This window comes from Microcoleus sp. AT9b-C3 (assembly GCF_036705485.1).
In the GTDB taxonomy this organism is placed as follows: domain Bacteria; phylum Cyanobacteriota; class Cyanobacteriia; order Cyanobacteriales; family Microcoleaceae; genus Microcoleus.
Genome location: NZ_JAUBUR010000011.1, coordinates 171,100 through 184,613 on the forward strand (window position 1 = coordinate 171,100; position 13,514 = coordinate 184,613).

General features: G+C 46.3%; 11 protein-coding genes. 4 read left to right on the forward strand and 7 right to left on the reverse strand.

What is annotated here, in order from left to right:
• Positions 1 to 117: 117 nt before the first annotated feature.
• Positions 118 to 834, forward strand: a complete 717-nt coding sequence (locus tag QUB77_RS13085) for a Uma2 family endonuclease (protein WP_333172467.1) — start codon at positions 118 to 120, stop codon at positions 832 to 834.
• 212 nt (positions 835 to 1,046) lie between these two features.
• Positions 1,047 to 2,396 carry a 16S rRNA (cytosine(967)-C(5))-methyltransferase gene (locus QUB77_RS13090; protein WP_333172465.1) on the forward strand — a complete coding sequence of 450 codons (1,350 nt, stop codon included), beginning with the start codon at positions 1,047 to 1,049 and terminating at the stop codon, positions 2,394 to 2,396.
• Positions 2,397 to 2,419: 23 nt separating this feature from the next.
• Here QUB77_RS13090 and QUB77_RS13095 read toward each other — a convergent pair whose 3' ends face one another.
• The 7 genes from QUB77_RS13095 to QUB77_RS13125 all read right to left on the reverse strand — a co-directional run bounded on the left by QUB77_RS13095 (position 2,420) and on the right by QUB77_RS13125 (position 10,318).
• Positions 2,420 to 4,987, reverse strand: a complete 2,568-nt coding sequence (locus QUB77_RS13095) for a penicillin-binding protein 1A (protein WP_333172463.1) — start codon at positions 4,985 to 4,987, stop codon at positions 2,420 to 2,422.
• Between the two features lie 239 nt (positions 4,988 to 5,226).
• Positions 5,227 to 6,237: a chlorophyll synthase ChlG gene (gene chlG, locus QUB77_RS13100; protein ID WP_006633316.1), complete on the reverse strand. Its 1,011-nt coding sequence runs from the start codon at positions 6,235 to 6,237 to the stop codon at positions 5,227 to 5,229.
• A 447-nt stretch (positions 6,238 to 6,684) separates the two neighbouring features.
• Entirely contained in the window at positions 6,685 to 6,852 is a 168-nt protein-coding gene (locus QUB77_RS13105) for a DUF29 family protein (RefSeq protein WP_445251734.1), read from the reverse strand.
• Between the two features lie 26 nt (positions 6,853 to 6,878).
• Positions 6,879 to 7,616, reverse strand: a complete 738-nt coding sequence (locus tag QUB77_RS13110) for a helix-hairpin-helix domain-containing protein (protein WP_333172461.1) — start codon at positions 7,614 to 7,616, stop codon at positions 6,879 to 6,881.
• Positions 7,617 to 7,728: 112 nt separating this feature from the next.
• A complete protein-coding gene (locus QUB77_RS13115) occupies positions 7,729 to 8,079 on the reverse strand; it encodes an NINE protein (RefSeq protein ID WP_333172459.1) in 351 nt (116 codons plus the stop codon).
• Between the two features lie 81 nt (positions 8,080 to 8,160).
• A complete protein-coding gene (locus QUB77_RS13120) occupies positions 8,161 to 8,373 on the reverse strand; it encodes a hypothetical protein (protein ID WP_333172457.1) in 213 nt (70 codons plus the stop codon).
• A gap of 352 nt (positions 8,374 to 8,725) precedes the next feature.
• Positions 8,726 to 10,318 carry a type II CAAX endopeptidase family protein gene (locus QUB77_RS13125; RefSeq protein WP_333172455.1) on the reverse strand — a complete coding sequence of 531 codons (1,593 nt, stop codon included), beginning with the start codon at positions 10,316 to 10,318 and terminating at the stop codon, positions 8,726 to 8,728.
• A 241-nt stretch (positions 10,319 to 10,559) separates the two neighbouring features.
• On the opposite strand from QUB77_RS13125, the gene QUB77_RS13130 reads away from it, so the two are divergent.
• Both QUB77_RS13130 and QUB77_RS13135 read left to right on the forward strand, forming a co-directional pair.
• Complete coding sequence (locus QUB77_RS13130) at positions 10,560 to 11,921, forward strand: histidine phosphatase family protein (protein WP_333172453.1); 1,362 nt, start codon at positions 10,560 to 10,562, stop codon at positions 11,919 to 11,921.
• A gap of 216 nt (positions 11,922 to 12,137) precedes the next feature.
• Entirely contained in the window at positions 12,138 to 13,451 is a 1,314-nt protein-coding gene (locus tag QUB77_RS13135; protein WP_333172451.1) for a dihydroorotase, read from the forward strand.
• Positions 13,452 to 13,514: the final 63 nt, after the last annotated feature.

Genomic DNA, 13,514 nt, shown 5'->3' on the forward strand with positions numbered 1-13,514 from the left:
TCTTCGAGTACGAACGAAGTATTTTCGTAAAAAAAATCGGTTTCTGGGCCCCATGCGTAAGTCCTATAAAATAGATATAAAATAGAAATTGATGCTACTAGCAATGGAGTCATCCCCATGACAACAACAATTCCCTCTCAAACTTTGCCAGAAATTATCTACCCAGACAGCGACGGAAAACCCATGTCTGACAATACCAAACAGTTTGAACTAATTGTCACCATTCAAGGGGGAATAGATGCCTTATACAAAGACAACGAAAATGTCTTTGTAGCCGGTGATTTGCTGTGGTATCCCGTCGAAGGCGATAACAAAACTCGCCAAGCACCTGATACGATGGTAGTGTTTGGCAGGCCGAAAGGTTACAGAGGTTCCTACCAACAGTGGCTTGAAGATAATATCGCCCCGCAAGTTGTCTTTGAAATCCTCTCGCCTGGAAATCGAATCGGAGCACTGTTTAAGCTGTTTAATTTCTACCAGGATTATGGAGTCGAAGAATATTATGTCTACAGTCCAGAGGATAATGAATTAATTGGTTGGCTGCGTTCTGATGGAAAACTCAACTATATTGAATTAATGGATGGTTGGGTGAGTCCGCGTTTGCAGATCCGTTTTCAAACTGCATCGGGAGACTTGGAAATTTATCGGCCTGATGGACAGAAGTTTTTGTCTTATGTGGAGTTGTCAAGACAACAAGAATCAGCACAGCGACAAATGGAACTAACACAGCAACAAATGGAACAAGAACGGCAAGATAAAGAGTTAGCACAGCAAAAAGCCGATCGCCTATCCGAGAAATTGCGAGAAATGGGCATCAATCCCGACGAAATTTGAACAAAAAAGACCGCGCGGTTAAAACCGGGTTATTTTCTTCCGTCCGCAGAGGCAGACATCGTTTGTATAGGCGCGATTTCAATCGCCGTCTTATCTTTGTTTGTATAGATGCGATTTCGTTTGTATAGATGCGATTTCAATCGCCGTGATTTCTATTTTTTATTTTCAATCCTCAAACAACCTATAATAACTTGACCTATCAGCAAGCCGCCATGCAAAATCCCCGCCAAATAGCCTTTCTCGCACTCCTGGAAGTCCACCGCCGCGGTGCATTCGCAGATGCCGCACTCGATCGCGCTTTCAGCAATTCTCAACTCAACGACCTCGATCGGCGTTTAGTGACAGAATTAGTTTACGGTAGCGTCAGGAGAATGCGATCGATCGACTTCATCATCGACAAACTAGCAACAAAGAAATCCTCCCAACAACCGCCCGAACTCCGTACCATCCTACATTTAGGGTTATATCAACTCGAATATCTCAACCAGATTCCCCCCTCCGCCGCCGTCAACACCACCGTTCAACTAGCAAAAGAAAACGGATTTTCAGGACTCAGCAGTTTTGTCAACGGTTTGTTGCGCCAATACATCCGTTTAACAGATAACGGCTTAAACCCATTAACAGTTACTAATTATAAATCAACCGTTGAACGCCTAGGTATTTTGCACAGCTTCCCCGAATGGCTGGTGAAATTATGGATCGAACAAATAGGCGAAACCGAAACCGAACAACTCTGTGAATGGTTCAACCAATCTCCCACAATTGACCTGAGAATCAATCCCTTAAAAAGCTCGATCGCCCAAATCGAAGCTGCCTTCAAAACCCACAACATCTCAACTAGCAGAATCCCCAACTTGCCCCAAGCATTAAGACTAAAGGGCAGCATCGGCGCAATTCAAAACCTCCCCGGATATAGTGAAGGTTGGTGGACAATCCAAGACAGCAGCGCTCAATTAGTCACCCATTTACTAGGGCCCCAGCCAGGGGAAACTATCATCGACGCCTGCGCCGCGCCGGGGGGAAAAACCACCCACAGCGCCGAATTAATGGAGGATGAAGGCACAATTTATGCCTGCGACAAAACCGCCAGCCGACTCAAAAAACTTAAAGAAAACGCAGACAGACTCCAAATGAAATCCATTAAAATTCATACCGGAGACAGCCGCCATTTCCCAGAGTTTGTTAACCTCGCAGACAGAGTTTTACTAGACGCACCTTGTTCCGGCCTCGGAACCCTCCACCGCCGCGCCGACGCCCGCTGGCATCACACGCCCGAAAACATTCAACAACAATCTCAACTGCAATCGGAATTGCTAGCAAATGCAGCGACATTTGTCAAGCCCGGCGGCGTATTAGTTTATGCAACTTGCACAATTCATCCCTTGGAAAATGAAACAGTTATTCGATCGTTCTTAGACAGCAATCCTCACTGGCAAATAGAACCGCCAACAATTGATTTACCCGTACAGCCATCACCCGAAGGATGGGTGAAAGTGTGGCCGCACAGACATCACATGGACGGCTTTTTTATGGTGAGGCTAAAGCAATTGAAAAAGGAGTAAAGTCCTTAATCCAAACCGATAGTTTAATATCCCGGTTCTTGATAAGCAGGTTCTTCATAAGCAGGCTCTTGATAAGCAGGTTCTTGATAAGCAGGCTCTTGATAAGCCGGCTCTTGCGGTGGGTAATACTTCGGTTCAGGATTAGGATTGTAAGGCACGATCGCACCATCCTCATTCACAATCATCCCCCGAATAATCCTCTTAGGCTGCACCGGTTTGGCCTTAATACTGCCTTTGCGGCCCTCCAACTTCGGCAACTTCGGAAACTTCTCAACCGGCATTCCCTTAACAACTTGACTCATAAAATCGCGCCAATTGTAAGCCGCCGTACCGCTAGTTCCCCAGGTGGGATAATTATCATCATTCCCCAGCCAAACCCCAGTCACCACCTGTGGAATGTAACCAATAAACCACAAATCCCGGACATTTTCCGAAGTACCAGTTTTGCCGGCCACAGCGCGATCGTTTAAAGCAGCGGGCCCCCCCGTACCGTCTTGCACAACGCCCTCCAACATCCAAGTAGTAATCGCAGCACTATCCTTATCCAAAACCCGCTTCGGTTTAAAATTAGCCTGATAAATCACATCTCCCCGCTGATTAATCACCCGCTTAATTCCGTGGGCTTCAATAAAATTCCCTTGCGAGGCTAAAGTACCGTAAGCATTGGTTAACTCCAACAAATTTACCTCCGAAGAACCCAAAGCTAGGGAATAAATCGGACTCAATTTCGTTTTAATTCCCATATCGTGGGCTAATTTGATCGCCGGTTCAAAGCCGACATCCATCAACACCTTCACAGCTACCACATTCACCGAACGCGTCAAAGCATCAGACATCGATCGCCAACCGCTAAATTTTTTGCCATAATTATTCGGTTGATAGCCGTCGATAATAATTGGTTCGTCTTCGTAACCGTCATAGGGAGAAAAACCAGCCGCCATCGCCGCGGCATAAACCAACCCTTTAAACGTCGATCCGGGCTGCCGCAAAGCCTGCGTAGCGCGATTAAACTCACTTTCCTTAAAATTTCCCCCACCCACCAGCGCCTTAACTTCCCCAGTCTTAGTGTCCATAGAAACTAAAGCGGCCTGTTCAAAACCCTGACGGCGGCCATCAACTTCGATCGCATTTTTAACCACCTCTTCCGCTATTTTCTGCCACTTCAAATCCACCGTCGTCTCGACAGTCAAACCGCCAGCTTCCAAAGCATCCTGAGAAACATAGCGCGGCAACTCCTTCCGAATGTAACTAGCAAAATAAGGTGCAACTACTTTAAATCGCTTCGGCGGACTTGGTTTAACGGCGATAGGTTCCGCCATTGCCTCCTTCGCCTCAGCCTCTGTAATTACCTTCGCTTCCTGCATTTGTTGCAGCACAAGATTGCGGCGTTTCTTAGCCATATCGGGATTAACCAAAGGCGAATATTCGCTCGGTGCCGGCGGCAAACCCGCCAAAGTTGCCATCTCGGCCAAAGTTAATTTATCGACTGTTTTGCTAAAGAAAACCCAAGCTGCATCTGCCACTCCGTAGGCATCCGAACCCAAATAAACCAGATTTAAATATCTTTCTAAAACTTGGTCTTTACTCAACTCCCGCTCTATTTTCTGAGCTAAAAGAGCTTCCCGAACCTTCCGCCTAATACTTCTTTCCTGATTAAGAAAAACAACGCGAGCCAATTGTTGCGTAATTGTACTGCCACCCTGCACTAAATCTCTTTCTATCAAATTAGAAACAATCGATCGCACAATACCTTGATAATCCACCCCCCGATGTTGGTAAAAACGGCGGTCTTCTATGGCAATAAAAGCTTTAACCAACAGTTCGGGAATTTCTTTAAGTTTCAGTTTATCTCTCGTTGCAGGCCCCGACTGCAACAAAATCGTATTATCTGATGCCTTAATTGTCAGCGTTCCGTCGCGGTTAAAGGCTGACAAATCGTTAACACCCGGCAAACCTTTGTCTAAGGTGTACAAAATCCATAAACCGTAGATTAAAGCGCCCCCGCCTATACTGGCAACACCTAAACGTATCCAAAATGTAGGCGGGCGGGGGATACGTTTTTTAATATTTTCCTGCGGTGCGCTATTTTCCTGTAGTGCGGTATTTATCTGCAGTTGGGTGTTCTGCGAGTCGCTATTTTCCGGCAATTCGCTACTATCGGATTTTTGGAGTGATTTAGTGCCCAGCAAACTTAATCCCGGCCGCAACAATTCTTTTCCCTTGGTTTGCAAGGTGGTAACTTGAGGTTCAATTTCCAACCAAGCAATTAAGCGCTTCAACCCTTCCCAATCGCGCTTGATTATTGGATATCGAGCGTATTCTGGCTCTAAATATTCTGACTCTAAATATTCTGACTCTAAATATTCTGACTCTTCTAGAGGTGCAGCATCTTCTGATACCACATACTCGGATCGCTCATCCCTTGTCCGTGTATAAAATTCCGCCTCGGATTCCGGCGAGTTGAGCTTATTGCCCTTCGCAGCCTTCGGCGGTTCTCGATCGGAATTACCGCTTATTGCGTTAGTGACTTTGCTCAATGTATCTTTGATATTTGAGAAAAATTCTGCCACGTTCAGACCTTCAAACCTCATCAAGTCCGATTAAAAATTAAAAATTAAAAAAGCTAGCCTTTTTAAATTCTTAATTTTTAATTCGACATTTTTTCTTGAATAACACGCTGCCTTGAATTAGGTTTTTTGAATTAAAAAAAATTTAATTCACCACTCAAAATTCAAAACTTTTCTTAACGCTGCGGAGCTTGGTATTTTTTTGAGAAGTGAATTAGATTTTTTGAATTCAAAATTTTTTAACTCAAACCTCAAAACTCTGCTTAACTCGCATGACCCAGTGCCAATGCTGCTACTAGCATACCCAAAACCAGGAAAGGCTGAGCACTTGCCTGATATTTAACATCATTTTCCAGGGGATTACGCAAAAAGTACATATCCTGAAAAGTAATTTGGGGAATTATCAGCAGCAGCAGAATGACAGCGTAAAGGTTTTGGTGGATGCTGATCAGGTAGCCTGCAATCCCAGCTTGAAAGATGTCGATCATCAACACGCAAATCCAAGCTGCGGTGCTGATGCCAAACATCACTGGCAAAGATTTTAACCCTAATTGCCGATCGCCTTCGACACTTTTGAAATCATTGACGATCGCAATTCCCAGCCCTGCCAAACTGTAAAACAGGGTCAAAATCATAATGGTGGGATCTAGTGTACCAAACAAAGCTTGACCCGCCCACCAAGGCAGGGCAATGTAGCTAGCACCCAGGGCATAATTTCCCAACCAGCCATTCTGCTTGAGTTTCAGCGGGGGCGCCGAGTAGATGTAAGCTAGAAACGCGCCGCCGAGAGTCAAAACAGTCATTATCGGGAATTCATGACCCGCCCACAAGTCTAGAGCATAAGCCACCCCAATCCCAGCGGCTAATAATACCAAAATTTGGGTTACTACTTGGGGAATCGAGATGATACCGGAGGGAATTGGACGGTAGGGCTCGTTAATGGCGTCAATGTCGCGATCGTAAAAATCGTTCAAAGTTTGAGTGTACCCGGCCAGCAACGGCCCTGACATCAACATACAAGCTGCTGCGATCAAGAAATTCTCTAGGTTCCAAACATAGTTTCCAGAAGACGCCGCCCCGCACACCACGCCCCAAATTAGGGGAATCCAGGTAATCGGTTTCATCAATTGCAAGCGAATCTTCCAGATAGAAGTTTCCCCGCTAGCGGCCCCTTTCATGCCCAACAGTTGCCTAGTTTTGGCACTGCGGTTTTCGGTAGCAGCACTTTCCGGTGCAGCTTCTGGGGAGATTTGGGATGGAGGAGAGTCAGACATAATTTGATGTTAGCGCTACTGCTACTATTGTGTCGTTTTGCATTTCAATAATAATTCAGATAGCTTACCACTGATATTTAAAGTAGATTCTTGAAAACTTACCCTGGCTTGGAGTTGCGGCTAAGGAAAAGTAGGAGTTTCACAATATATTCAAATATCATTATTTTGTGTAAATGTCAAGATAATAAATATTTTTTTATAATTTCTTTCGCTGAGCCCGCCTTCTGGGGGAGATTTTTGCCAGCAGGTGCATTTAATGTCAATTACCAGGAGGCGATCGAGTTTTTTGCCATGCTATCCTTGAATCATCTCATCTGGCAGAAAATCAATCAAGCGATTTTAGATTTTAGATTTTAGATTTTAGATTTTAGAGATGCTACCGCTTCTTTGATATGGTGGAAATGGCCACTTGAGAAAGTGCAGGAGAATTACCACCAGATTACTTTCTCAACTCCGGCGTTCACTTCGCCCCATGTCTTCTATTTCTGCAATCAGATTTTCCCAGTCGATGTTTGAAGAGTCGCGAATCCGAAACTTTTCCACAGTGGTTTCAATCCATCTCAGGTAATCTGTATCATACAATTGTTGTCGCTCAACTTCTAATTTTGTTGTCATAAGCTGTTCGTACTCACAACTGCAAATTAACAAATATGGCGGTATGAATCAAAAGGCAGTCCCGTCCGCCGCTTGACTTCGACAACTGATTTGTAAGCGCCTTTTCTCTGCCTTTCTCTAACTATTTTTTCCGCCACATATCGATCTAAACCGCTGGCAATTAACTCTTCCGGTGAAAGAATATTTAACCGTTTCCAAGTCAACTGCAATTCTTTTTGATAATTGTAGCTGAAGCAAATCATCGGGGCGATTCGTCTGACGTGACTTTCGGGAACTCCGGCTATTTCTGATAACTCTTCAGCGTGGGTAAAAATGTAGCCTTCGTTTTGCAAAGATTCAATATCGTTGGCGTAGACGATCGGCAAACCCAAGATTCTTACCATATCGTCTTTGGTACACTCATTAATATCTATTTGGCCGCGCACGTTTGCCAGTTCTTCGGCATTCGTCGCACTTGCAGGAACCAGTATGCCTCTGGGTGCGGTTTTGATGAGATAGCGCTTTTTCAAACTAAAAGCAGTGACAATTTGAGCAATCCACACGATCGTACCCAAATTAGCTGATGAAGATACCGCTAGTGCTGCTAAAGTAATGGCAACACCCCATCCCATCCAACTGCGAATATTTGACTTTTGGCCTGCATAGGCGATCGCCAATCCGCCGAAGTAGGGAATAAAAGCATACCACACCCAGTTTGGAGTTTGACGCAGCCAGTATAAATCTTGAGACACTTTAATTTGATCCTTAAATAGTTGTGTTCTCACACTTTCTTATGTCAATCCTACTTTTTTAAGAGTGGGCTTTTTTCTTCCTTCTTCCTTCTTCCTGACATCCGTTACATCCGTTACATAATCCGTTGCCGAACTTCCTTCTTTCTTACAATTCTCGCAACAGTTTTTGGCGTTTTTCTTCATATTCTTCGGCCGTAATTGCGCCCATATCGTAAAGTTTTTTCAATTCGCCGATCGCCCCGGTTACATCTTTTGCCGCTCTGAGGACATACCCCGATGGCAACGTGCCGCCATTGTACTGAACCTGAAAAGCTTGTTCCGACATCAGCAGCAGGCCGATAAAATCGAAAAATCCGAGTACGAACGGAATGAATGTCCAAGAAAATAGAAAGTATAATACCCCTGCTAAGTTATTGCCCAAATAAAATTTGTGAATTCCGAAAGGGCCTACCAATAAAGCTAACAAAACTGCTACGCTTTTATCTTTTTTTACCATTTTTCCTTTCCCCTCTTTTATTATTTTAAATTCCGCGATAGACCTTTAACGATCGACCTAAGTAAGCTGACTAATTTTTACTCATTTATTTTGGTTTTTGCGAAACTTAGACATCGCAAAATACAGTAGAACTATACCGACTTGAGCCTGTAGAATCACCAAGTAGCCTCTCAAGAAATAATTTAGTTCGCTGCCTGAATTAAGAGAAAATATTAAAACGCCCAAGGCTGCGTAGGGTGCGAAACGCATCCAACTCGGCGTTCCCTCTAAGTTGCGGCTGTTCAAATTGCTCATGGGTTTAAGCCTCATCCTAAATTAAAATTTAGCTAGAAATTAGCCGGATTGTCAACTTCCGTTTAGTGCGATCGCCCGCGTCAGTTTCTCAATCATCAGCCGACAAGATATTACTTCCATGTTAAACCCTATTTTTCCGCTAAAGTAAGGGGAGCGGGCGGGCCGATCTGGATCTGTTGCTGATATTACAGATTAGGGTGAACCCGCCCCTAATGAAATTCCGGTTATTTTACCAGACTAGATATCAGAGGCGCACCGAGCACCCTACTGCGGTTTTTGGCAAGAGTCGATCGCCCTGACGATCGCTCTCAAAAAAAACCGATTAATTCACAATTATTAACAACCGCCCCCATTAACTCGCGCCGCCGCCCAAAAGAAACAGACTCAGGAGAGTACCGCTGTTCCAAAGACTGTGGAGAAGCATAGGAGCAAGGAGATTGCGCGATCGCGTGTACACAAACCCCAAAACCGCACCCAAAGTCGCCAAAGGCAGAATCTCAGAGACACTCAAGTGAGCCACAGCAAACAAGAAAGCAGAAGCTGCGATCGCCCCCCAAACAGGCAAATAGCGAGTCAGAGAAGGCAGCAGAAAGCCCCGAAACACGATTTCCTCAAAAACCGGAGCCGCGATCGCAGCAGTGCCGAAAAACACCACCAAAGCCACGTTGTCCCTACCTTCAAGAACGATCGGCAAAATCGGATTACTGCCACCTTGTCCCTGCCAAAATTGCTGATTGATCAGCGACACCAAAACTACCAAAGGCAAAGCAACAAAATAGCCGCCAAAACCCCACAAAAACCAACTTCCCCGCCAATTAATCCGAAACCAACCTTCCGGCAAAGGCAAAAAAGACTTGATCGAAAAATACAGTACCGAAAGCCCCCCAGCCGACAGCAACAAATAAGTAGCAAAGATATAAAAAGCCTTTTCCCGCGGGTCAAAAGTAGCAGGATTGAGTTTTAAAACAGCCAGAGAAACAGGCAGCAACAAATAGGGAATCAAGATTTGCCCGACAAAGAAAAAGCCGACCACCAGCACCTGCCAAACAATCTCACCGTCCCAAGGCACATCCCAAGTCAAGCTCGCATTTCGCGCCAACAGCGGCCCCGAATCTGCTTTCTCTAACTGCTGCCGCTGCAACAGCCACTGCACGGTCAAACCAACCAGCAAAACCGTACCCATACAAAGTGCGATCGCCGGAACGCCAACTATAATTGCCAACTTTTCTATAGCTTGCTGGGCCGTTGCTTGCTCTGCTGCTTGCAGCGCCACCAGCTCTTTAGAACGTTCTTGCAGCTTGTAAAGTTGAGCGAGAGCGCGATAGCGAAACCAGCCATCCAAAGACTTTTGAATGCGCGGCTCGGCATCCGGAAGCAGTTGAGCCGGATTGCTCCAAATTCCTGTTAAAACTTGAGCAGTTTCCAACGAAGAATTGTCATCAATTTTAGTTTGGTACCGCTCAACTAAATTTTTCCAAGTTTGAAGCGCCGCCTCAGTTTTGCCGCTGCTTGCCTGCAAAATTCCTAAACGCAAGTCAAGTTCGTTTAGCAGCCCTGACTGTTGCTTGATTGACTCTGACGCAGCCTTATTTTGAGCCAAACTCAGAGTATTATCATCAGACTTAGAGGCGATGCCAGACTGAATTTCTTTAACCTGTGCTTGAGTTGTTTCGAGAGTTTTGCGAGTCGAGTCTCGCACTTCTTGATATTGCGTCAAAGCCGTATTTAAAGGATCTGCACCGACAATATTGTTGCGCGCCGAACTTAAATTAACACTCTGATTATTTTCTCCCTGCCACTCCGAGGCGTGCAGCAGCAAATTTGTCTGGTAGAGTTCCAGCCGGCTTTGAATTTGCGGCTGGTTCCAACTAGCAAGTAAAGATAAACCGACCAGGGCGATCGCGATCGCCGTTAAAATACCTAAAATAACCCGCTTCAGTGTCATTCCTGCTTTTCCGTCCCGCGCGAATCCGTGGCTAAATCTTTTCCGTCTTTAATCATAGGTCGTTGCAGACGAGAGTATCCCGACAACTGGTAAAATTTCACTGGCTCATCTTTTTGACTCGCCTCAACAAGACTTACGCCACAAATCCTCGCTCCGCCATGTATGGGTAAGGTGTGCACAGCGCACCCGCAGCGGGGTAGCAGGCTAAATCTAAAATCTAAAATCTAAAATCTAAAATCGAATGACTCGCATTATCTTAGTCCGTCACGGCAAAAGCACCTACAATCAAGAACGCCGCATCCAAGGCCGCCTCGATAAATCAATTTTGACAGAAGCAGGCCGCAACAGTGCCCTGCAAGTAGGCGATACACTCAGCAGTATCGCCTTTGATGCCGCCTATACCAGTCCCCTGCAACGAGCCAAAGAAACAGCGGAAATCATCCTGTCGCGCTTGACAAATCCGCCACAACTCCAGCCAACGGATAATTTGATGGAAATCGATTTGCCTCTGTGGGAAGGAATGTTGCGCCAAGATGCTATAGACAAATTCCCGGAAGCATATCAGCAGTGGCAAAGACAGCCAGACAAATTTTCCATGAAACTGCCATCTGCTGACGGAGAAATCGAACACTTCCCAGTATTGGCAATTTTTGCTAACGCCCGACACTTTTGGCAAGAACTTTTATCGCGCCACCAAGACGGCACAATTCTAGTAGTAGGTCACAACGGAATCAACCGCGCTCTCATCGCCACAGCCTCGGAAATTACCCCCGATTACTATCAATCAATTCAACAGTCAAATTGCGGAATTAGTGTCATTAATTTTGGCCCTTCCCCTGTTACCAAAGACGAACCCGGACAGCAAACAAAGAAAATAGCAGTTCAATTAGAGTCGGTGAATTTAACTTCCCATACCGGGGAAATTTTTCCCAAACCGAGGGACGGACACCAAGGCCCGCGCTTGTTACTGGTGCGTCACGGCGAAACAGACTGGAATAAAGCCGGTAAATTTCAGGGGCAAATTGACGTGCCTCTCAACGATAACGGTCGCGAACAGTCTCGGCGGGCGGCAGAATTTCTCAAGGATGTAAAATTAGATTTTGCCATTAGCAGTTCCATGCTGCGCCCGAAAGAAACTGCGGAAATTATTCTCAAATATCACGGCGGTTTGCAACTAGAACTCCGCGACGAGTTGAGGGAAATCAGCCACGGACTTTGGGAAGGAAAGTTTGAATCAGAAATCGAACAATCCTATCCGGGTTTGCTAGCAGAATGGAAAACATCTCCTGAAACAGTCCAAATGCCCGAAGGAGAGAATTTGCAGCACGTTTGGCAGAGAGCGATCGCAGCTTGGCGAGAAATTGTACAATCAGTTTCTGGTACTGGGATTGTCGTTGCTCACGACGCCATTAACAAAGCTATTCTCTGCCACCTATTCGGTTTAGAACCCGAACATTTCTGGAAATTCAAACAAGGAAACGGGGCGGTTAGCGTGATTGATTATCCCCACGGCCCGGATGGTTTGCCGGTATTGCAGGCGATGAATGTGACAACTCATTTGAGCGGCGGCGTTTTTGACAAAACAGCAGCCGGAGCACTTTAATCCGTAAATTGCTGAGCGCGAACCCGTAGCGGAAGGAACGCCCACCGCTACGGGTTCGCGCCTGAAAAATGTTTGAATTTTGATAACAACCGCGCCCGACGCTTAGGAAGTTCTTAATTCCTGAAACTAATGCCGTGGATTGCTTCTTCCATCTTCCTGACATCCGTTACATCCGTTACATAATCCGTTGCCGAACTTCCTTTTTCCTTCTGTTATATGAGCCGCGAACTGCTACAAAATGTACGAGTGCTAGATCCAGTTTCAGGGAGCGATCGCATCGCTGATATTCTGATTGCTGAAGGTGATATCACAACAGTCGAAGAAAAAATTGCTGAGTTTCCCGCTGACACCCAAGTGCGGGATTGCCAGGGACTGATTTTGGGGCCGGGGTTAACTGATATGTACAGTCACAGCGGAGAACCGGGTTTTGAGGATCGGGAAACGCTCGAATCTTTGATGCAGGCTGCGGTGGCTGGGGGTTTTACGCGAGTGGCGATTTTGCCGGATACCTCGCCGCCTGTTGACAATTTGGCCGGTTTAGCTTTGTTGCAGCAACATATCCGCAATTTGTCTTCCGGGCTGCCCCGCTTGTATTTTTGGGGAGCGCTGACAGCGGGCGTGAAAGGGCAGCAGATGGCCGAGTTGGGCGAGCTGGCTTCCTGTCCAGTGGTGGGTTTTGCAGACGGTTTGCCGCTGTCTAATCCCGCTCTGGTGAGGCGTTTGCTGGAGTATATCAAGCCTTTGGGCAAGTCGGTGGCTTTGTGGCCGTGCGATCGAACTTTGGCCGGAAATGGCGCGGTGAGGGAGGGTGCGCTGTCGGTGCGCTTGGGTTTACCTGGAATTCCGGCGAGTGCGGAAACTTCGGCTTTGGCGGTAATTCTGGAGTTGGTGGCATCTGCGGGTACTCCGGTGCACATTATGCGCGTTTCTACAGCCCGCAGCGTGGAATTGATTCGAGATGCGAAGGCGCGGGGTTTGCCCGTGACTGCGAGTGTGACATGGATGCACTTGCTGTTGAATGTCGGGGCAATTTCAGGAAACTCTCAAGATTCCGGCGGGAGAAATGCTCTGACTGCTTCGTTGCCCTACGATCCAAATTTACGCCTAGAACCGCCGTTGGGGACTCTCAGCGACCAATTAGCCCTGATTCAAGCTGTGAAAGATGGCGTAATTGATGCGATCGCGATCGACCACAACGCCCATACTTATGAGGAGAAAACTGTGGCTTTTGCTGATAGTCCGCCCGGGGCGATCGGCTTGGAATTAGCTTTGCCTTTACTATGGCACGGACTGGTAAAAACGGGCGAATTTTCGGCTTTAGAACTGTGGCGAGTTTTGAGCGCAGGCCCGGCAGTTTGTCTCGGACAAACCCCCCCCACGGTAGCAGCGGGTGTCTCTGCAGAGCTGATTTTGTTTGACCCGGAAATGAGTTGGACTGTTGACGGGCAAAGTCTGAAGTCGCGATCGGCAAATACGCCTTGGTTAGGACAACAATTAGCGGGAAAAGTTGTACAAAGCTGGATTTATTAATTCTTGCGATTGAAATTCATCTGTTGTAGAACAGGCATCTTGCCTGTTTCTGGGAATACTAGA